The sequence below is a fragment of the Streptomyces sp. NTH33 genome, assembly GCF_003236365.1.
Taxonomy (GTDB): domain Bacteria; phylum Actinomycetota; class Actinomycetes; order Streptomycetales; family Streptomycetaceae; genus Streptomyces.
In genome coordinates this window covers 1-19,056 of the sequence record NZ_POTZ01000091.1, presented here as the reverse complement: position 1 = coordinate 19,056, position 19,056 = coordinate 1, and the positions used below count along the sequence as shown (strand labels likewise).

Sequence of the window (19,056 nt, the reverse complement as noted above, 5' to 3'; positions counted from 1 at the left end):
GACGACCTGTTCACCGTCCACGAGGAAGCGGGCCCGGTTGAGGCCGTCGGTGTCGGTGCCGGGGCGCACCCCGCCGGCCGCCTGCAGCGCGTCGGCGACCCGTGAGCCGGCCGGCAGGCGCTGGATTCCGGGGTGCCGGACCTTGCCACTGACGTCCACCACGATCTCCGTGCCGGCCGATGCGGGGGCACCCATCGAAGTGACCGGTGACGCGGCGGTGGTGCCCTTGCCCTCCGCCTGTCCCTGACGGTAGGTCATGGCCCGTACCACCTCGGGCGCTTGGACGGTCTGGGTGCGGCCGGTCCAGAAGTGCTGGACGGCGAGAATCGCGGCAACGGCGAGCAGCACCGTGAGTGCCACCACGTTCCTGCGTTCCAGCCCGCACCGCGTCTGCAGCCACAACGGCATCCGCTCCCGCACCGCACCCGCGACCCGTCCCCGCCAGTCCGGCTCGGCCTCAGCACGGCCGGTACCGACCCCGCCGGCCGGCCCCACGTCGATCAGCTCCGCCGAGCCCTCCTTGCTCCTGTCTGCAAGTCCGATGTCTGCAAGTCCGACGCCGACCGCGGCAGAGGGATCCGCGCCCACCAGCGCGACCGGGCTCGGGAGGTGTTGCCCGGCGGTCCCGGGTGGCCTGGGGCCGGCCTCGTTCCGGTGGGCGCCACTGGGCAGCTCGTGGATCTCGCCCGCTGGACGGCCGGTTGGGTCCGGGTCCGGGCCCGGGTCCGGGTCCGGGTCCGGGTCCGGGTACAGGGTGGCCCAGGACGGTGTGGTCCGGCCGGACCGGGCCGGCGGTGCCGGGTGCGGGCCGGGCCCGGGTTTCTCCGCGGTTTCCGGGGGGCCGGTTCCCGACTCCCCTGCCCGTACCGCATGTTCGGTGAAGAGGGACCGTGCGCGTCGGCGCAGCTCCTCGGCCGGGGCCTGGCGGGCCGGCCTGCGGCGGTGGCGGGCGCGGCCGTCCGAGGCGGGGGCGCGGCCAGGGCCGCTGGTCGCTGCGGGTGTGTGTGAGCGTGGTCGAAGTGCCATGCGAGGAGCATCGGGCGATCCGGCGCTTTCGCGATGATCTTGCTCAATTCTCGGGGATTACCCGCCAGTTGTGGATAACTCCATCACCCGGACGAGTTACCGGGGCGAGACCACGACTCCCAGCAGCCCCGGCCCGGTGTGCGCGCCGATCACCGCCCCGACCTCGCTGACGTGCAGGTCGGCCAGCCCGGGCACCCGGGTGCGCAGCCGGTCCGCGAGAGTCGCCGCCCGGTCGGGGGCGGCGAGATGGTGGACGGCGACGTCCACGTCGGCGCCGCCCGCACGCTCGGTCACGATTTCCTCCAGCCGGGCGATCGCCTTCGATGCGGTGCGGACCTTCTCCAGCGGTTCGATCCGGCCGCCCTGCAACTGCAGCAGCGGTTTCACCGCGAGCGCGGAACCGAGCAGCGCCTGCGCGGCGCCGATGCGGCCGCCGCGGCGCAGATAGTCGAGCGTGTCGACGTAGAAGAACGCGGAGGTGCCCCCGGCACGCTTCTCCGCAGCCGTGACCGCCTCGTCCATGGTGCCGCCGGCCTCGGCGACCTCGGCCGCGGCCAGGGCGCAGAAGCCGAGTGCCATCGCGATCATTCCGGTGTCCACCACCCGTACCGGCACCGGTGCCTCGCGCGCGGCGAGCACCGCGGCGTCGTAGGTGCCGGAGAGCTCCGCGGACAGGTGCAGGGAGACGATGCCGCTCGCGCCGGACTCCGCGACCCTGCGGTAGGTCTCGGCGAACAGCTCGGGGCTGGGGCGCGAGGTGGTGACGGGCCGCCGCTTCTGCAGCGCCTGGGCGAGTGAACGCGTTGAGATCTCGGTGCCCTCTTCGAGCGCCTGGTCGCCGAGGACCACGGTCAGCGGAACCGCGGTGATGCCGTGGCGCTCCATCGTCCGCGGCGGCAGGTAGGCCGTTGAATCGGTGACGATCGCGACATGGCGGGACATGAGCTGGAGGTTACCTGCCGTGGTGCTCCGACGGCAGCCCAGCCCCTTTTCAGCGGGTCACGCGTGGCCGGTTCATGCCGCGATCGTGTCGATCACGTCGATCGTGTCGATCACGTCGTGCTCTCGGGTCGGGCCTTCTTCTCCCAGGGATAGGAGGGGCGGCGGCCCGGCGGGGTGATGGCGGGCCGGGCCGGCTCCTGCTCGGAGGCCTGCCGCGGGGTTTCGGACCAGGTCTGCGGGCCTGCCCCGGCGGCCGGGGGCGCGGTCGGCGGTTCGGCCTCGGTCCAGTGGCGCAGCGCGCCGGCCTCCACGTCGATCTGGGCGCTCAGCGCGTCCAGGTCGTCGTCGGCGAAGCGGCGGGCGCGGTCGCGGGCGGCCCAGCGCAGGGAGTCGGCCGATTCCGTGATGCGCCGGGTGCGCTCGCGCAGGGCGGGGAGCCGCTCGGCGAGTGTCGTACGGTCCGGCTCGGCCTCCAGGCGCTTGAGCTCGCCGTCCAGTTCGTGTCCGTGTGCGCTGAGGCGCTCGAACAGGGCGGCGGACTCCTTGAGGGACTCGTCCTCGCGCACGCCCGCGTCCAGGGCGTCCTGCGTGGCGCGCATCGAGGTGCGCAGGGTGAGCCGGAGCTGGGCCAGTTCGCCCGCCGGGCCGAGCTGGGCGAAGGACTTGGCCCGCAGGGTGTGGTCCTCGACCGCGCGGCGGGCCTGGGTGAGGGTGCGGTCCACACCGCGCTTGGCGGCGCCGACCACCTTCACCGTGGCGTAGACGCCGAAGGCCAGGAAGAGCACGAAGAGCAGGGTGAAGACGGTGATGACGGCTTCCACGGCGCTCCTCCTCCAACTGCGGCGGCGCGATCGCGCCGCTCCTCCACGGTAAACGCAACGGGCAGGTCCCGGGTTCCGGATGAACCCCGAACCTGCCCGTAGGGGACTACCCCGAGGCGCTCACGCCCCGGCCCTCACGCGGTCACGCGGTCACGCGGTCACGCCGGCACGATGTTGACCAGCTTCGGTGCCCGGACGATCACCTTGCGGATGCCCGCGCCGTCGAGCGCCGCGACAACCTTTTCGTCGGCCAGCGCGACCTTCTCCAGCTCCTCCTCCGTGATGGACGGGGAGACCTCCAGGCGCGCCTTGACCTTGCCCTTGATCTGCACGACGCAGGTCACGGCCTCGTCCACGACGTACGCCGGGTCGGCGACGGGGAAGTCCTGGTGGACGACGGAGCCGGTGTGGCCCAGCTTGTGCCACAGCTCCTCGGCGATGTGCGGGGCCAGCGGCGCGACCATCAGCACCAGCGGCTCGGCGACGGAGCGCGGCACGGCGCCCGACGCCTTGGTCAGGTGGTTGTTCAGCTCCGTCACCTTGGCGATGGCGGTGTTGAAGCGCAGGCCCTCCAGGTCCTGGCGCACCCCGTCGATCGCCTTGTGCAGGGCGCGCAGCGTCGCCTCGTCGGGCTCGGTGTCGACGACGGTGACCTCGCCGGTGGTCTCGTCGACGATGTTGCGCCACAGCCGCTGCAGCAGCCGGAACTGGCCCACCACCGCGCGCGTGTCCCACGGCCGGGAGACGTCCAGCGGGCCCATGGCCATCTCGTACAGGCGCAGCGTGTCGGCCCCGTACTCGGCGCAGATCTCGTCCGGGGTGACGGCGTTCTTCAGGGACTTGCCCATCTTGCCCAGCAGCCGGGAGACCTTTTCGCCCTGGTAATAATAGGCGCCGTCGCGCTCCTCCACCTCGGCGGCCGGCACCGCGATGCCGCGGCTGTCCCGGTAGACGTAGGCCTGGATCATGCCCTGGTTGAACAGCTTGTGGAACGGCTCCGCGGAGGAGACGTGCCCCAGGTCGTACAGGACCTTGGACCAGAAGCGCGCGTACAGCAGGTGCAGCACGGCGTGCTCGGCGCCGCCGACGTACAGGTCGACGCCGCCGTGCGGCATGCCCTCGCGCGGGCCCATCCAGTAGCGCTCGATCTCCGGGTCGACCAGCTGCCGGTCGTTGTGCGGGTCCAGGTAGCGGAACTCGTACCAGCAGGAACCGGCCCAGTTGGGCATGGTGTTGGTCTCGCGGCGGTACTTCTTCGGCCCGTCGCCCAGGTCCAGGGTGACGTCGACCCACTCCTCGTTGCGCGACAGCGGCGTCTCGGGGTGGGTGTCGGCGTCGTCGGGGTCGAAGGTGCGCGGCGAGTAGTCCTCGACCTCGGGCAGCTCCAGCGGCAGCATCGACTCGGGCAGCGCGTGGGCGACGCCGTCCTCGTCGTAGACGATCGGGAAGGGCTCGCCCCAGTAGCGCTGGCGGCTGAACAGCCAGTCGCGCAGGCGGAAGTTGACGGTGCCCTCGCCGATGCCCTTACGCTCCAGCCACTCGGTGATGCGCGCCTTGGCGTCGACGACGCCCAGGCCGTCCAGCTTCACGTCGTCACTGGAGGAGTTGATGATCTTCGCGTCGTACGAGACGAAGGCGTCGTCCCAGGTGGACGGGTCCGTGCCCCGGCCCGCGGCGGAGCCGCTGTCAGATGCCGTGCTCGGCTCCACGACGCAGCGCATCGGCAGCTCGAAGGCGCGCGCGAAGGCGAAGTCGCGGGAGTCGTGCGCCGGGACGGCCATGATCGCGCCGGTGCCGTAGCCCATCAGGACGTAGTCGGCGATGAAGACCGGGACCTGCTCGCCGTTGACCGGGTTGGTCGCGTACGCGCCGGTGAAGACACCGGTCTTGTCCTTGGCCTCGGCCTGGCGTTCGACGTCGGACTTGGAGGCGGCCTGCGCGCGGTAGGCGGCGACGGCCTCGGCGGGGGTGGCGTGGCCGCCGGTCCACGCCTCGCGCGTGCCCTCGGGCCAGGCGGCCGGGGTGAACTTCTCCACCAGCGGGTGCTCGGGCGCCAGCACCATGTAGGTGGCGCCGAACAGGGTGTCCTGGCGGGTGGTGAAGATCGTGACGTGCTCGCCGTCGATCGGGAAGTCGACGCGGGCGCCCTCGGAGCGGCCGATCCAGTTGCGCTGCTGCAGCTTGATGGCCTCGGGCCAGTCCAGCTCCTCCAGGTCGTCCAGGAGCCGGTCGGCGTAGGCGGTGATGCGCATGTTCCACTGGCGCAGCTTGGCCTTGAAGACCGGGAAGTTGCCGCGCTCGGAGCGGCCGTCGGCGGTGACCTCCTCGTTGGCCAGCACGGTGCCGAGGCCGGGGCACCAGTTGACGGGCGCGTCGGAGGCGTAGGCCAGGCGGAACCCGCCCAGGACCTCGGCCCGCTCGACGCTGCTCAGCTCGTGCCACGCGCGCGTGTGCCCCGGTACGGTCCGCTCACCGGACTCGAACTGGGCGATCAGCTGGGAGATCGGGCGGGCCTTCCCCGCCTCGTCGTCGTACCAGGAGTTGAAGATCTGCAGGAAGATCCACTGGGTCCACTTGTAGTACTCCGGGTCGATCGTGGCGAACGACCGGCGCTTGTCGTAGCCCATACCCAGCCGGTGCAGCTGGGCCTTCATGTTCTCGATGTTGGCCTCGGTGGACACACGCGGGTGCGTGCCGGTCTGCACGGCGTACTGCTCGGCGGGCAGGCCGAAGGCGTCGAAGCCCAGGGTGTGCAGGACGTTGTGGCCGGTCATCCGCTGGAACCGGGCGTAGACGTCGGTGGCGATGTAGCCCAGGGGGTGGCCGACGTGCAGGCCCGCACCGGAGGGGTACGGGAACATGTCCATGATGAACTTCTTGGGCCTGGCGGCCAGCTCGGGGTCGCCGGCCAGGTCACCCTTGGGGTTGGGCGCGGCGTACGTGCCCTCGGCGTCCCAGAAGTCCTGCCAGCGTGCCTCGATCTCGGCCGCGGTGGCGGCCGTGTAGCGGTGCGGCGCTGCCACCTCGGAGGGGGCAGCGGGGTTCGTCTCGCTCATGATCCTCAAAGCTCCATCGATCGTCTCTGCCCACGGCTGCGACTTTCGGAAATGAAAAATCCCCTCGCACAGGAGGGGACGCCGCGCCGATGCCGGCCACCGGATCGATCCGGCGGTCGGGACTGATCAGCGCGGCTCGCCAAGCAGAAGGCATACGGCACGCATGGCGTCAGGGTACCGCAGCCGTCGAGTCCGCCGCGACGAGCTTCCGCGGAGCGGACCGGCGCGCCGCCGGCCCGTGAGGGGAGCGGGAGCCGTTCGTGAAGGTTCCGAGAAGTTGAACGATGTTCAAAGATTACCCGGAGCAACGGAACCTATGCGGACAACACGAGCCCCGGGGGCCCCCTTGGTAACAAGGCAATAACTCGAATGGCGTACTGCTCGGTTTGGGAGCCGCTTAGAGTTCGTCCTCGGGACCGCTTTCCCGAACCGCTCGGAGTCGCCCCCATGAACCCTCGTCGCAGTAACAGCTCGCTCCCCAAACCCGGCCGCTCGGCCTACGGGGTGGCGACCGCTGTCGTCCTGCTCCTCATACCCGTGGTCGTGCTGGCCGGAGGCAGCCAGTTCCGCGAGTTCTTGAACTTCGGCGCGGGCGTGCTCTCCCTCGTCTCACTCAGCTGCTCGGTGATCTGGGGTCTGGTCGCCCAGGACCGGATCATCCTCAACACGCGCCAGCGGATCGTGGCCCAGGCGGTGCACCGGACCACCGCGGTCGGCTCGATCGCGTTCCTCCTGGTGCACATCACCACCAAGATCGTGCTGGAGCACACCCGGCTGATCGCCGCGGTCATCCCGTTCTCGCTCGGCTTCACCGGGATCGAGGGCCTGGTCGGCCTCGGCTCCCTGGCCGGCCTGCTGATGATCTTCGTGGGCATCACCGGCGCGCTGCGCGGCAACTTCGCCACCCCGGCACCGGTCGCGGCACGCTGGCGGGCGATGCACATGCTGGCCTACCCGGCCTGGTGCGCGGCGCTGGTGCACGGCCTGTACGCGGGCCGGGAGGCCAAGCCGGTCTTCGTGATCCTCTACAGCCTGTCCCTGCTGGGCGTCATGGCGGCCCTGGCCGTGCGCGCGGCGCCGCGCCCGTTCAAGCGCAGGCTCGCCGACCGGCTGGTGGCGGCCCTGGGCGGCGGGGAGCGGCCCGAGCTGGACGACCTGGACGCGAGCCGCGCCAGGGTGGCGGAGTCCGCGCTGCCGGGCTACGAGAACCCGCGCGGGGCGAGGCCCTCGCGCGCCGACGCGACGGGGCCCCTGCCGCGCGTTCCGCGTCCCTCCTCGCCGCTGTACGACACTCCCGCGCCCGCCGCGGACCCCGGCTACGCGGCCGCCTACCGGGCCGTCTCGACCCCCGCGGGCGGCCCGCAGCCGGTCGGCCGGACCGCGCACGCGAACACGCCGTTCGACATGCAGGCCACGGAGGCGATGCCGCGCGTGGACGGCGCCGGCGGCGCGCCGGGCAGCTGGCCGATCCCCTCCCCGCCGCCCGTCGGCGAGGCGCCCCCGTCGGTCTACGACCCGCTGAACGACACGGGCTACAACATCCCGACCTACAACAATCCGGGCGCGAACGCGTACGGCGGACGTGATGTGTACGACACCGGTGAGACGAACACGCCCTACGGCACGTACAACCCGAGTGACACGTACAACAGCGGTCCCGCCACAGAAACACCCCCCGGCGCTTCCTACGACGCGCCGGGGTCGGGCGAACCTTGGAACACGCCTTCCGGAGGCTATAGGTGAACGAGGCCCTGCCCGACGTCCCCGAAGTCCGCGTGGTCGGTCTTCCCCAGCTCACGTCGGGCTTCGACCTTGTCGAACGACTCGATCTGCCCATGCACCTGAAGGTGCACGGGCCGCTTGAACCGATGGGCGGCGAGCAGCTCGCGCAGCTCGCCGAGGCCATCAACCTGAAGGGCCGCGGCGGCGCGGGCTTCCCCTTCCACCGGAAGCTGCGCTCGGTCGCCGAGGCGGCGATCAAACGCGGCGTACGGCCGGTCGTCGTCGTCAACGGAAGCGAGGACGAACCGGCCTGCCGCAAGGACACGGTCCTGATCAACCGTGCCCCGCACCTCATCCTGGACGGCGCCCTGCTGGTCGCGGAGGCCCTCGGCGCCCGCACGCTCGTGGTGGGCGTCACCCGGGAGTCCACCCAGCGCTCCATGGAGGCCGCGCTCGCCGAACGCGGTCTGAGCAACAGCCGCAGGTCGGCACTGCGCGCGAGCGTGCAGCGCAATCCGGTGCGCATGGTCACGGGCGCGGCGGCCTCGCTGATCCGTTCCATCGACGGCGGCCCGGCGATCCCGCCGGGCCGCAAGACCAGTGCCTCGCAGAACGGCGTGGGCGGCGCGCCCACGCTGCTGTCCAACGCCGAGACCTTCGCCCAGCTGGCGATCGGCGCCCGCATCGGCCCCGAACGCTACCGCAACACCGGCCTGTACGACGAGCCGGGCACCGTCATGCTGACGGTCTCCGGCGCCGTCGCCCGTCCGATGGTGATCGAGGTCCCCACGGGCGTGCCGCTGCGCTACGTCCTCCAGCTCGCCGGCGCGCCGCCGGTGCCGCAGGGCGTGCTGACCGGCGGCTACCACGGCAAGTGGATCGACGCGGCGACCGTGAACGAGGCGATCGTCTCGCGCAACTCGCTGGACGCGGTGGGCGGTTCGCTCGGCGCCGGCGCGATTCTGCCGATCAGCCAGGAGACCTGCCCGCTCGGCGAGTCGCTGCAGGTGGCGAAGTGGCTGGCGGAGGAGAGCGCGGGCCAGTGCGGCCCCTGCTACCTCGGTCTGCCGGCCGCCGCGCGCGGGATGGAGGACATCCTGAACGGCGGCGGACCGGCCGCCCTGGAGGCCCTCAAGCAGGTCGCCAAGAACGTCAAACGGCGCGGCGCGTGCTCGCACCCGGACGGCTCGGCGATGTTCCTGGAGTCAACCGTCAAGGCGTTCACGGACGACCTGGCCGCCCATGTCCTCGGCAACGGCTGCGGACGGCCGGTGGAGGGCGTTCTGCCGCTCTTCGAGGGGGGCAGGGCCCCTACGGGCGTCCCGGGCGGCAGCGAGGCCGAGGAGAACGGCGCCAGCCGTCAGAAGATCTACGTCGACTGGACGCTGTGCCGGGGCCACGGTCTGTGCGCGGACATCCTCCCCGAGGTCTTCGAACTGGGTGCCGACGGATTCCCGACCGTCGCCCAGGCGAAGGTGCCGCGCTACGCGGAGGCCAAGGCCCTGCGCGCCGTACGTCGCTGCCCGGCGCTGGCCCTGCGCCTCGAGGAGGACACCCGCTCGCAGGCTCCGTCCCGCAACCTGCCGGTCCTCTCCCAGGGCCGCGGCCGCCGCGCCCTGGGCCGCTGAGCACACACGACGGCGGGTCACCTTCCGGGTGACCCGCCGTCTCGCATGCCGCCGTACATTCCTCCGGGCATACGCCGAGGGCGGGTCATCCGTCCGGATGACCCGCCCTCACTTCTTGTGGAGCTAAGGAGAATTGAACTCCTGACCTCCTGCATGCCATGCAGGCGCTCTACCAACTGAGCTATAGCCCCTTGTACTGCTCCGCCCGGCGTTCCCCGGCGGCGACGCCAACATTACACGGTCCGGGGGGTGGAACACCAAATCGGTTTCCGCTCCGCCCGGCGCGAGCCGACACAGGCCTGCGCCGACCGGCACGGGCCCGGCAAAGCGGCCGGCGTCAGGCCGTCACGAAGGAGTAGAACCGCTTGAGGGTGCAGTGCTCCTCCAGGAGCCGGCCGTAGATCGGCTCGCCCTCCAGCTCGCGGTAGGTCTCGATCGGGTCGCCCTTTATGATCAGCGCCCGCGCGCACTCTTCGCACCAGTACTGGTAGTCGAGGTTGATCGGCTCCATGTCGCGGACGATCGGGGTGCCGCGGCCGCACCAGTCGCACTTTCTCCTGTGTGCACCCATGGGTCAGCTCCAGCTGTGGCCGCAGGCCGTGCACACGTACGAGATCCCCCCGTTGTCGCCGAGGACCTGGGCCACGTGGAGGGAACCGCAGGAAGGGCACACGAGGCGGGTGATCGTGTCTCGTATCAACGCCGCATCGAGGAGGTGACCGCCCTCCTCGATGATGCTCGCAGGCATCGCTACTCCCTCCCGTCGGGCCGTGCCCCCTTCCGGCCGTTTGATTCTGCCACGGCCGGGCCGATACGGTCAGCGACGCCTCGGTACCAGTCCGGCCACGACACCTGCCGCGGCCGCCCGGCCAGCGCGTACACGCACTCCGAGAGCGCCTTCGCAGAGGTATACGCCCCCGGGGCCCAAGTGACTCAAGCCGGTTCGGAAACAGTGTGCGGAACGCAGAGGATCCCGCCCTTGGGGGACGGGATCCTCGCGATCGATCTCTGGGAACTCGACAGAGCGTCGAGCAGTTCTTCAAGCTGTGGAGCTAAGGAGAATTGAACTCCTGACCTCCTGCATGCCATGCAGGCGCTCTACCAACTGAGCTATAGCCCCTCGCGCCACGCGGCGGAGCCGCATGGTGTTTCGCCCCGCTCGGCGGGGCGAACAAGAAGAACTTTAGCCTGCGACCTGCCGGAAAGTGAAATCCGGTCGCGTGCGGCGGGAGCGGCTCAGTCGTCGTCGCCGAGGACGGGCTCGGGCAGCGTGCCGGCGTTGTGCTCCAGCAGCCGCCAGCCGCGGGCGCCCTCGCCGAGGACGGACCAGCAGCAGTTGGACAGGCCGCCCAGGCTCTCCCAGTGGCGGGGCTCCAGCCCGAGCAGGCGCCCGATGGTGGTGCGGATGGTGCCGCCGTGGCTGACCACCACGAGCGTGCCGTCCTCGGGCAGCTTCTCCACATGCCGCAGCACCACGGGGGCGGCGCGGTCGGCGACCTCGGTCTCCAGTTCGCCGCCGCCGCGGCGCACCGGCTCACCGCGCTTCCACGCGGCGTACTCCTCGCCGTGGCGGTCGATGATCTCCTCGTGCGTCAGGCCCTGCCAGACGCCCGCGTAGGTCTCGCGCAGGGCCTCGTCCCGGGCGACCTCCAGACCGGTGAGCACGGCCAGCTCGGCGGCCGTGCGCGCGGCGCGCTTCAAGTCGGAGGAGACGATCGCGTCGGGCCCGAGGGAGGCCAGCAGCCGGGCGGCGCGGCGGGCCTGGCCGGCGCCGGTCTCGGTCAGCTCGACGTCCGTGCTGCCCTGGAAGCGGCGCTCCACGTTCCAGGAGGTCTGGCCGTGCCGCCACAGAATGATGCGGCGGCCCCGGTCCGGCGTCCTGCCGCTCCCCCCACCGGCGCCGCTCACCAGCGGTCACCGTCCAGCTCCGCCGACTCCTCGGCGGCCCGCTGCCTGGCGTGCTCCTCGGCCCGGCCCCGGCTGGCCTTGGCGTCGGCGGGCAGCTCGAGCTCGGGGCAGTCCTTCCACAGCCGCTCCAGGGCGTAGAAGACGCGCTCCTCGCTGTGCTGGACGTGGACGACGATGTCGACGTAGTCGAGCAGGACCCAGCGGGCCTCGCGGTCGCCCTCGCGGCGCACCGGCTTGGCGCCGAGCTCCTTCAGCAGCCGCTCCTCGATCTCGTCGACGATCGACTTGACCTGGCGGTCGCTGGGCGCGGACGCCAGCAGGAAGGCGTCCGTGATCGACAGCACGTCGCTGACGTCGTAGGCGATGATGTCGTGCGCGAGCTTGTCGGCTGCCGCCTGGGCGGCGGTGTTGATGAGTTCGAGAGAGCGGTCGGTCGCGGTCACTACAGGGCTTTCCGTCGGCGGTCACTTGACACCAAGGGTCTCACGGACCGCCGACGGAACCCCACGCGATGAGGGGGTCACTGGGCCGGCGAGGGCCTGTAGTCCTGGCCGAGGACGATCGAGACGTCGGCGCTGGAGGTCACCGTGCCCTTCGTCACCGCGGTGACGGGCAGCCCCAGGGTCTTGGCGACCTCGGTGGCGTTCTCCTTGCCTGCGGCGTCGGAGTACACGACCGCGGACGTCGCCCGGACGGCGGAGGCGGTGCCGCCCTCCAGGAAGGTGAAGCCGCCGTTGAGGAGGACGACGCGGGCCTTCTCGGTGTTGTCCCTGGTGCCGGAGGCGTTCTGCACGGAGACGCGGACGGCCGAGGACTGGCCGGGGCTCTTCGCGGCGCCGCCCAGGATGTCCTTGACCACGCTGTCGCCGGCCTGCGCGCTCAGCGTGCCGTCGGCCTGCACCGGCAGCAGCGCCGTCCTGTAGTCGCCGCCCTTGGCGAGCTCGGCGAGCTTGGCGAGGAAGGTGCCGAGGTCCTTGTCGGTGAGCGAGGGGTCGAGGATCTGCTGCAGCGTCTGCACCGTCGTGGTGGCGCCCGAGGGGTCGGAGGAGATCTTGCGCAGCACGCCCTGCATCACCTGGCCGAACCGCTCCAGCTGGGCGTTCTGCTCCTCGCCGGAGGCCCGGTAGGTGGCGTAGGCGACGGCCGTCTTCCCGCTGAGGGTCTGGCGCTTGCCCTTGCGGACCAGGGGCGCGGTGCCCTTCTTCTTGGCGTCCGGGTCGGGGACGTCGGCGTTGGTGTCGACGTCGATGTTTCCGACCGCGTCGACGAGGTTCTGCAGGTAGGGGGTGTCCAGGCGCCAGGTGCCCTGGATGCTGGTGCCGAGGACCGTGTCGAGCTGGTCGCGGGTGCCCGAGGAGCCGTCGTCCTTGACCGACTTGGCGAGGGTCGTGGCGCTGCCGTCCTCGGCCGTCAGGGCGAGGGAGTTGGGCAGCAGCACGGTGGCGCCCTGCTTCGTGGTGGCGTTGTCGACGAGCAGCGCCGTGGAGGTGCCGCCCTTGTCGGTGTTGTGCAGGTGGACGACGATCACGTCGCGTTTCTGGGCGCCGGCGGTGGTCGCGGTGCCGGTCTTGGCGCCGGACGACGACAGGCCGGGCAGCTTGCCGGCGTACCAGAGGTAGCCGACGCCGCCCGCCGCGACCAGCGCGAGAACGACGGTCAGGGCGATGAGGCGGCTGCGGGCGCGGCGGCGGGCCTCCTCGCGGCGCTCGGTGCGGTTCTCGGTGAACTTCAGCCAGTCGATGACGTCTTCGGAGTCGTCCGTCGGCTCCTCGACGAAGGCGAACTGCTCGGTGCGGTACTCCGGCTCGTCCGTGGCGTCCCGGTCCGGCTCCTGCGCCGCCCGTTCGGCGTCCGCGGGGCCGGTCTGCTGCGGGATGCGGGCGATCTGCTCGGCGACCCGGGGCTGCGGCCCGCCGGCCGCGGTCCGGCCGTAGGGGTCGTGGGAACTCTGGGAGGCCTGGTGGGCGTGGGAGTCGTACCCCCCGTACGGGTCGTAGTGGTCGTACGGGTCGTAGGAGGAGGGGGCGGGTGCCTGCCGGTCCGTGTGGTGGCCGCCGTCGTGACCGGCGCCGTCGTGGCCGGCACCGTAAGGGGAGGGGCCCGGCTGCTGCTGGTCGCCCGTCGCGTACGGGTCGTAGCCGTAGCCGTAGCCCTGCTGCCCGTACGCGTCGTAGGTCTGCTGCGGAGTCTGCTGCGCCGGGACCTGCCGGTAGACAGGCCGGCCGTACTCGTCGTAGCCGACGAGCTCGTAACCGTCGCCCCCGTACCCAGCGTCGTATCGATCGTTCACCGGTGCCCCTCTCGGCTCACTCGCCGCGGTACAGCTCGCGTTTGTCGATGTAGCGCACCACGCCGTCCGGCACCAGGTACCAGACCGGTTCGCCCTTGGCGACTCTCGCCCGGCAGTCCGTGGAGGAGATGGCGAGGGCGGGGACCTCGACGAGCGAGACGCCGCCCTCGGGGAGGCCGGGGTCGGTCAGGTGGTGGCCGGGCCGGGTGACGCCGATGAAGTGCGCGAGGGAGAACAGCTCCTCGGAGTCCCGCCAGGTGAGGATCTGGGCGAGCGCGTCGGCGCCGGTGATGAAGAACAGGTCCGTGTCGGGGTTGAGGGCACGCAGGTCGCGCAGGGTGTCCACGGTGTAGGTGGGGCCACCGCGGTCGATGTCGATGCGGCTCACGGAGAACTGCGGGTTCTCGGCGGTCGCGATGACCGTCATCAGATAGCGGTCCTCGGCCGGGGAGACGTGGCGGTGGGTCTTCTGCCAGGGCTGGCCGGTGGGGACGAACACCACCTCGTCCAGGTGGAACTGCGCGGCGACCTCGCTGGCCGCCACGAGGTGCCCGTGGTGGATCGGGTCGAACGTTCCGCCCATGACGCCCAGGCGGCGCTTGCCCGACTCCACGGGGCCGCCGCCGGGCCCGCGTTCGGGGTGTTTCACCGTGTCACTCGCCGGACCGGTGGGCATGTCCTGCTCTCCCATGCGGCAGACCCTACCGGCCCGGCCTGAGGACTCCTCCGGGCAGATCCCGGGGACGGGCCGGGACTCAGCGGTCCCGGTTGAAACGGGTGGTGATCCACAGCAGGAGCAGCAGGACGAAGAGCGCACTGCCGCCGGTGACAGCGGGGTTGAGGCCCTCGTGGGCGCCGCCCCCGCCCTCGGCGAGGTTGACCAACTGGGCAGCGGAACTGGGGAAGCTCATCTTCGGCAGAACCTATCCGGGTGTGGGCGGGCAAGGATGTCGGCCCATCGTAAGCGGCCGCCTCCGCAGCGCTCACGCCGACTCCGTCATTGCCGGCACGGCCGGTGCCGGGAACCTTTCCGCGTGCTCAGCCGTCGTTCCGTTTGTAGCCGCGGAGGAGGAACCAGCCGGTGAGGGCGCAGCCCAGGACCATGACGATCAGTACGACACGGAGCAGGTGACCACCCCCCTGGTGCCGGGCGGCGGCCTCGGTGAACCAGGCAGCTGCGGAGTAGTACTGCTCCATGGCGTGGACTCCTTCGTGGTACTGCCCGTCCACGGTATCTCCGCCTAGGCTTGGCGCTGCTTCGGGGGCGCTATGGGAGACTCACAGACATGGGGGACCACATGTCCGACGACGGCCACGAGCAAGACGGGCACGAGCACGTGCCGAGCCGGCAGCGCACGCGCTTCCCGGGAATCTCCTCGCGGGCGTACGAGCATCCGGCCGACCGCTCGGCCCTGGTCGCTCTGCGCAAGCTGAGCGGCTTCGACACGGTGTTCAAGGCCCTCAGCGGCCTGCTGCCCGAGCGCAGTCTCAGGCTGCTGTTCCTGTCCGACTCGGTGCGCGTCTCGGACCAGCAGTTCACGCACCTGAACGACATGCTGCGGGACGCCTGCTACATCCTGGACCTGGAGAAGGTCCCGCCGATGTACGTGACCCAGGATCCCCAGCCCAACGCGATGTGCATCGGCCTGGACGAGCCGATCATCGTGGTCACCACGGGCCTGGTCGAGCTGCTCGACGAGGAGGAGATGCGGGCGGTCGTCGGGCACGAGGTGGGCCACGCCCTGTCCGGCCACGCCGTGTACCGCACGATCCTGCTGTTCCTGACGAGCCTGGCCGTGCGGGTCGCCTGGATCCCGCTGGGCAACCTGGCGATCATGGCGATCGTCACGGCGCTGCGCGAGTGGTTCCGCAAGTCGGAGCTGTCGGCCGACCGGGCCGGCCTGCTGGTCGGGCAGGACCTGCGGGCGTCCATGCGCGGCCTGATGAAGATCGCGGGCGGCAACCACCTGCACCAGATGAACGTGGACGCGTTCCTCGCGCAGGCCGAGGAGTACGAGGCCGGGGGCGACCTGCGCGACTCCGTGCTGAAGATCCTCAACGTACTGCCCCGTACCCACCCCTTCACCACCGTGCGGGCGGCCGAGCTGAAGAAGTGGGCCGAGTCCCGCGACTACCAGCGGCTCATGGACGGCCACTACCCGCGCCGCACCGAGGACAAGGACACCTCGGTCAGCGACTCCTTCCGCGAGTCGGCGGCGCACTACGCCAACCACGTCAAGAGTTCCAAGGATCCGCTGATGAAGCTGGTCAGCGACCTGGCGGGCGGCGCCGGCGACCTGGGCGACCGGGTGCGGCGCGGCTTCGGCGGCTTCACCGGCTCGGCCTCGTCCGACAACCGCCCGAAGGACCCGCCGTCCTCCAGCACCCCACCGCGCGACGAGGAGTGACCCGGGCGCTCACCGCCCGGCGGCGTCACACCCGCGGCTGAGCGCTCGGGGCCAGCGCCCCGCACAGGGCCGTGGCGCCGTCCGTGGCGTAGGGGTCGGTGCCGGCCGGGCCGCCCGCCTCGGCGGTCTGGCCGGCCAGCAGCGGCCGGAAGTGGCCCGTGGGGTCATCGGAGCAGGACAGCGGGCCGGCCTGGACGTAGGAGACGGCCAGCTGGACCTGGTGCAGCCGCAGGTCGTCGGAGGTGAAGCGGAACTGCAGTGCGCGCCGGACGGTGAACAGCGAGGCCGGCGCCCCGGCGGCGGAGCCGGCCGGCTTCAGCGCGTAGACGACGGTGTGGTCGGTGCTGACCTCGAGGGTGGTGGCGTCGGTCTCGGCGGCCTGCAGACTGCCCCGCACCCGGATCCGGCGGTCGGCCAGCTCCACCCGGGCCGGGTCGAAGCGGACCAGCCAGCCGGTGGGCGCGTGCCGCCCGTCGGCGGCGGGGGCGTCGACGCTCTGGTCGAACTGATCGAGCTGGCCGGGGTCGAGCAGGGCCCGCACGGGGTGGGCCCGGCCGCCGGTGAGCACCTCCGGATGGAGGGAGGAGGCGACGATGTAGTCCTTGGCGGTGGACAGGGCGGCGACGATCTGGCTGTCGGAGAAGTGCGCGGTGCGCCGGACGGCGGGCAGCGGGATGCCCTCGGCGCCGGCCTCGAACCGGGCGGCCGGGCTGTGCGCGTACAGGAACTCGGGATCGGCGGCCCCGGGCACCTTGCCCTGCGGGACGAGCGGGATCACGGTCATCCGCAGCGGGTCGACGGGCCGCTGGGCCTGCGCGGCCCGGTAGGGCTGCCGTACGCCCAGGTAGATCGCGGTGCCGAAGGCGAGGGCGATCAGCAGGGCGAGCATCAGCGCCTGCCGGGGCAGTCCGCGGCGCAGCGGCGGGCGGCGGCGCACGGCGGGGGTGTGGTCGGTCATCCGCTCCTGCGCGGAGTACTCCTGGAGGCGGGCAGCGCGGACGAACGACTCGTCGAAGACGACGGATCGGTATTCGTCCTCCCCACCTCCTGGGACACCCTCGGGCGCCCCCTCGGGTGGGTCTCCAGGCCCTCCCATATCTTCAGGGTAGGTCTCCGGAAGCCCCGGTAAACGCCCTGTCGGGCGACAAGTTCTGACAGGTTCCCACCAAGGCACGGCCAGGGCGGCGGCCCGGTCGTCAGGGGGTGCGCGGGACCGCGGGGACGGGTGGCTGGGAGTAGTCGGCGGATGCGGAGGGCACTGCCGCACCGCCCTGTTCCAGGCCCGTGGAGGCGGGCGGCGGGACCTGGTCGCGGCTGCCGGAGGAGCCGCCCCGGTAGACCGCCGCGAAGGCCAGCGCCACCATGCCGACGCCCATGACGAGGGCGAGCACCCAGGCGACGGGACGGTGCCAGCGGACCTGTCTGCCGGAGGACCGCGGCATGCCGTAGCGGCCTTCGAGGACGTCGGGGTCGTCCAGGTCGTCGAGGTGCCGGTCGTGGCCGAAGCCGCGGCCGTCGAGGTCGTCGGGACCGTACCCGTCCTCGTAGTGCTCGCCTCCGGCGTGCGCACGGCGGGCCTCGGCCTCGGTGGCCTCGGCTCTGGCCTGGGCCGCGGCCAGGAGGCGTTCGACGGCGGTCGGCTCGTGGATCACGGCCGCCCGTACGAAGGCCTCGTCGAAGACCACGGTGGCGAACTCTTCGTCCGACACCCCGCGGTCGTGGTCGTCGTCGGGCTCCCAGCCGTCAGGGAACGGCGTGCCCCCCATGTCCTCCGGCACGGTTCCAGAGTAGACCTGGGGGGTCAATTTGGGCAGACGGTATGGAAATTCATCCGCCTGGTGAGACGCCTTTCCGCCACTCCCGGACCGTCAGCCGCGGATGTGCCCGTCGCCTGTGAGGATGTACTTCGTGCTGGTCAGCTCCGGCAGTCCCATGGGGCCGCGGGCGTGCAGCTTCTGCGTGGAGATGCCGATCTCCGCGCCGAAGCCGAACTGGCCGCCGTCGGTGAAGCGGGTGGAGGCGTTGACGGCGACGGTCGTGGAGTCGACCAGCTGGGTGAAGCAGCGGGCGGCCTGCTGCGAGGTGGTGACGATCGCCTCGGTGTGCCCGGAGCTCCACAGCCGGATGTGCTCGACGGCCTTGTCCAGCGAGTCGACCACGGCGGCGGCGATGTCGTAGGACAGGTACTCGGTCTCCCAGTCCTCCGGGCCGGCCTCGACGACGGTGGCCCGCGAGTCCTTGGCGTAGGCCATGACCCGCTCGTCGGCGTGCACGGTCACCCCGGCGTCGGCGAGCGCGTCCAGGGCGCGCGGCAGGAACTCGGCGGCGATGTCCTGGTGGACCAGCAGTGTCTCGGCGGCGTTGCAGACGCTGGGCCGCTGCGCCTTGGAGTTGATCAGGATGTCGACGGCCGTGCCGAGGTCGGCCCGGGCGTCGACGTAGACGTGGCAGTTGCCGGTGCCGGTCTCGATCACCGGGACGGTGGACTCGTTCACCATGGTCCGGATCAGCGAGGCGCCGCCGCGCGGGATCAGCACGTCGACCAGGCCGCGGGCGCGCATCAGCTCGCGCACGCTCTCCCGGCTCTCACCGGGCACGAGCTGTACGGAGTCGGCGGGCAGCCCCGCCCCGCCCACGGCGTCGCGGATGACCCGGACCAGGGCGGTGTTCGACTCGTAGGCGGAGGCCGAGCCGCGCAGCAGTACCGCGTTGCCCGACTTCAGGCAGAGCGCGGCGGCGTCCACGGTGACGTTGGGGCGGGCCTCGTAGATGATCCCGACCACGCCGAGCGGGACGCGGACCTGGCGCAGGTCGAGCCCGTTGGGGAGCGTGCCGCCGCGCACCACCTCGCCGACCGGGTCGGGCAGCGCCGCCACGGCGCGCACGTCGGAGGCGATGGCCCGCACCCGTTCCGGAGTGAGCGTGAGCCGGTCGACGACGGCCTCGCTGGTGCCGGCCTCACGGGCCTTGGCGACATCCTTGGCGTTGGCCTCGATGATCTCGGCCGTGCGGACCTCCAGGGCGTCCGCGACGGCCAGCAGCGCGTCGTCCTTCTTCACCCGCGGCAGCGGCGCGAGGTCGGCGGCGGCGGCCTTGGCCCGGTAGGCGGCCTGGGTGACCGGGGACATCGAGTCGTACGGCGAGAGCGTGGTCATGCAGGGAAGGGTAGTGCGCCGCACGGGCCGTCCATCGGCCGTTCCACAGCGCGAGACGAGGTCAGAGCGGGGTCGGGGCGAGGTCAGGACAGGGTCAGGG

The 19,056-nt window shown here is 71.6% G+C and carries 18 protein-coding genes and 2 tRNA genes; 3 read left to right on the top strand and 17 right to left on the bottom strand.

From position 1 onward, the window contains the following. The 4 genes from C1I97_RS41365 to leuS all read right to left on the bottom strand — a co-directional run. Positions 1-588, bottom strand: a 588-nt coding sequence (locus C1I97_RS41365) for an SLBB domain-containing protein (protein ID WP_258382532.1), incomplete at its 3' end; no start/stop codon positions are given. A 534-nt stretch (positions 589-1,122) separates the two neighbouring features. Beyond that, positions 1,123-1,968, bottom strand: a complete 846-nt coding sequence (locus C1I97_RS12190) for a DegV family protein (RefSeq protein ID WP_111003234.1) — start codon at positions 1,966-1,968, stop codon at positions 1,123-1,125. Positions 1,969-2,078: 110 nt separating this feature from the next. Next, positions 2,079-2,789 (bottom strand): hypothetical protein, encoded by a 711-nt coding sequence (locus C1I97_RS12185; RefSeq protein ID WP_111003233.1) that lies wholly within the window; start codon positions 2,787-2,789, stop codon positions 2,079-2,081. Positions 2,790-2,947: 158 nt separating this feature from the next. Next, complete coding sequence (gene leuS, locus C1I97_RS12180; RefSeq protein WP_111003232.1) at positions 2,948-5,845, bottom strand: leucine--tRNA ligase; 2,898 nt, start codon at positions 5,843-5,845, stop codon at positions 2,948-2,950. Between the two features lie 447 nt (positions 5,846-6,292). Between leuS and C1I97_RS12175 the strand changes: the two genes are divergently transcribed. Both C1I97_RS12175 and C1I97_RS12170 read left to right on the top strand, forming a co-directional pair. Beyond that, on the top strand, positions 6,293-7,588 hold the full coding sequence (locus C1I97_RS12175) for a cytochrome b/b6 domain-containing protein (protein WP_181446688.1): 1,296 nt from the start codon (positions 6,293-6,295) through the stop codon (positions 7,586-7,588). After that, on the top strand, positions 7,585-9,195 hold the full coding sequence (locus C1I97_RS12170) for an NADH-quinone oxidoreductase subunit NuoF family protein (protein ID WP_111003230.1): 1,611 nt from the start codon (positions 7,585-7,587) through the stop codon (positions 9,193-9,195). Before C1I97_RS12175 ends, C1I97_RS12170 begins: the two co-directional genes overlap by 4 nt. 118 nt (positions 9,196-9,313) lie before the next feature. Here the strand turns inward: C1I97_RS12170 and C1I97_RS12165 are convergent. The 10 genes from C1I97_RS12165 to C1I97_RS39825 form a co-directional block, all read right to left on the bottom strand. Next, positions 9,314-9,386 (bottom strand) — tRNA-Ala (locus C1I97_RS12165). 146 nt (positions 9,387-9,532) lie between these two features. Further along, positions 9,533-9,766, bottom strand: coding sequence for a hypothetical protein (locus C1I97_RS12160; protein WP_111003229.1), 234 nt, complete (start codon positions 9,764-9,766; stop codon positions 9,533-9,535). A gap of 3 nt (positions 9,767-9,769) precedes the next feature. Beyond that, on the bottom strand, positions 9,770-9,943 hold the full coding sequence (locus C1I97_RS12155; RefSeq protein WP_111003228.1) for a hypothetical protein: 174 nt from the start codon (positions 9,941-9,943) through the stop codon (positions 9,770-9,772). Between the two features lie 299 nt (positions 9,944-10,242). Next, positions 10,243-10,315: transfer RNA gene (locus C1I97_RS12150), tRNA-Ala, on the bottom strand. 116 nt (positions 10,316-10,431) lie between these two features. Beyond that, the gene (locus C1I97_RS12145) at positions 10,432-11,103 is read right to left on the bottom strand and encodes a histidine phosphatase family protein (protein WP_111003227.1); all 672 of its coding nucleotides are present in this window, start codon (positions 11,101-11,103) and stop codon (positions 10,432-10,434) included. Further along, complete coding sequence (gene rsfS, locus C1I97_RS12140; protein WP_111003226.1) at positions 11,100-11,546, bottom strand: ribosome silencing factor; 447 nt, start codon at positions 11,544-11,546, stop codon at positions 11,100-11,102. Before rsfS ends, C1I97_RS12145 begins: the two co-directional genes overlap by 4 nt. A 77-nt stretch (positions 11,547-11,623) precedes the next feature. Continuing rightward, positions 11,624-13,393 carry an LCP family protein gene (locus C1I97_RS12135; protein ID WP_111003225.1) on the bottom strand — a complete coding sequence of 590 codons (1,770 nt, stop codon included), beginning with the start codon at positions 13,391-13,393 and terminating at the stop codon, positions 11,624-11,626. Positions 13,394-13,409: 16 nt separating this feature from the next. After that, positions 13,410-14,084, bottom strand: a complete 675-nt coding sequence (gene nadD, locus C1I97_RS12130) for a nicotinate-nucleotide adenylyltransferase (RefSeq protein WP_111003224.1) — start codon at positions 14,082-14,084, stop codon at positions 13,410-13,412. A 64-nt stretch (positions 14,085-14,148) separates the two neighbouring features. After that, positions 14,149-14,304 carry a hypothetical protein gene (locus C1I97_RS39830; protein WP_181446687.1) on the bottom strand — a complete coding sequence of 52 codons (156 nt, stop codon included), beginning with the start codon at positions 14,302-14,304 and terminating at the stop codon, positions 14,149-14,151. A gap of 127 nt (positions 14,305-14,431) precedes the next feature. Beyond that, positions 14,432-14,590, bottom strand: a complete 159-nt coding sequence (locus tag C1I97_RS39825; protein WP_181446686.1) for a hypothetical protein — start codon at positions 14,588-14,590, stop codon at positions 14,432-14,434. Between the two features lie 101 nt (positions 14,591-14,691). Here C1I97_RS39825 and C1I97_RS12125 point away from each other — a divergent pair, with 101 nt between their 5' ends. Continuing rightward, entirely contained in the window at positions 14,692-15,801 is a 1,110-nt protein-coding gene (locus tag C1I97_RS12125; RefSeq protein WP_111003235.1) for a M48 family metallopeptidase, read from the top strand. A gap of 25 nt (positions 15,802-15,826) precedes the next feature. On the opposite strand, the gene C1I97_RS12120 is transcribed toward C1I97_RS12125, so the two are convergent. From C1I97_RS12120 to C1I97_RS12110, 3 genes are all read right to left on the bottom strand, one after another. Next, entirely contained in the window at positions 15,827-16,897 is a 1,071-nt protein-coding gene (locus C1I97_RS12120; protein WP_111003223.1) for an SCO2583 family membrane protein, read from the bottom strand. Between the two features lie 100 nt (positions 16,898-16,997). Further along, complete coding sequence (locus tag C1I97_RS12115; RefSeq protein ID WP_258382531.1) at positions 16,998-17,579, bottom strand: SCO2584 family spore wall biosynthesis protein; 582 nt, start codon at positions 17,577-17,579, stop codon at positions 16,998-17,000. Between the two features lie 90 nt (positions 17,580-17,669). Next, a complete protein-coding gene (locus C1I97_RS12110) occupies positions 17,670-18,956 on the bottom strand; it encodes a glutamate-5-semialdehyde dehydrogenase (protein WP_111003221.1) in 1,287 nt (428 codons plus the stop codon). Positions 18,957-19,056 lie beyond the last annotated feature (100 nt).

Bases quoted from the DNA above. Each gene is read 5' to 3' on its own strand.
- C1I97_RS12120 (WP_111003223.1), bottom strand. From the start codon at position 16,897: ATGGGAGGGCCTGGAGACCCACCCGAGGGGGCGCCCGAGGGTGTCCCA.
- C1I97_RS39825 (WP_181446686.1), bottom strand. From the start codon at position 14,590: ATGGAGCAGTACTACTCCGCAGCTGCCTGGTTCACCGAGGCCGCCGCC.
- C1I97_RS12110 (WP_111003221.1), bottom strand. From the start codon at position 18,956: ATGACCACGCTCTCGCCGTACGACTCGATGTCCCCGGTCACCCAGGCC.
- C1I97_RS12160 (WP_111003229.1), bottom strand. From the start codon at position 9,766: ATGGGTGCACACAGGAGAAAGTGCGACTGGTGCGGCCGCGGCACCCCG.
- C1I97_RS39830 (WP_181446687.1), bottom strand. From the start codon at position 14,304: ATGAGCTTCCCCAGTTCCGCTGCCCAGTTGGTCAACCTCGCCGAGGGC.
- leuS (WP_111003232.1), bottom strand. From the start codon at position 5,845: ATGAGCGAGACGAACCCCGCTGCCCCCTCCGAGGTGGCAGCGCCGCAC.
- nadD (WP_111003224.1), bottom strand. From the start codon at position 14,084: ATGGGAGAGCAGGACATGCCCACCGGTCCGGCGAGTGACACGGTGAAA.
- C1I97_RS12155 (WP_111003228.1), bottom strand. From the start codon at position 9,943: ATGCCTGCGAGCATCATCGAGGAGGGCGGTCACCTCCTCGATGCGGCG.
- C1I97_RS12190 (WP_111003234.1), bottom strand. From the start codon at position 1,968: ATGTCCCGCCATGTCGCGATCGTCACCGATTCAACGGCCTACCTGCCG.
- C1I97_RS12125 (WP_111003235.1), top strand. From the start codon at position 14,692: ATGTCCGACGACGGCCACGAGCAAGACGGGCACGAGCACGTGCCGAGC.
- C1I97_RS12175 (WP_181446688.1), top strand. From the start codon at position 6,293: ATGAACCCTCGTCGCAGTAACAGCTCGCTCCCCAAACCCGGCCGCTCG.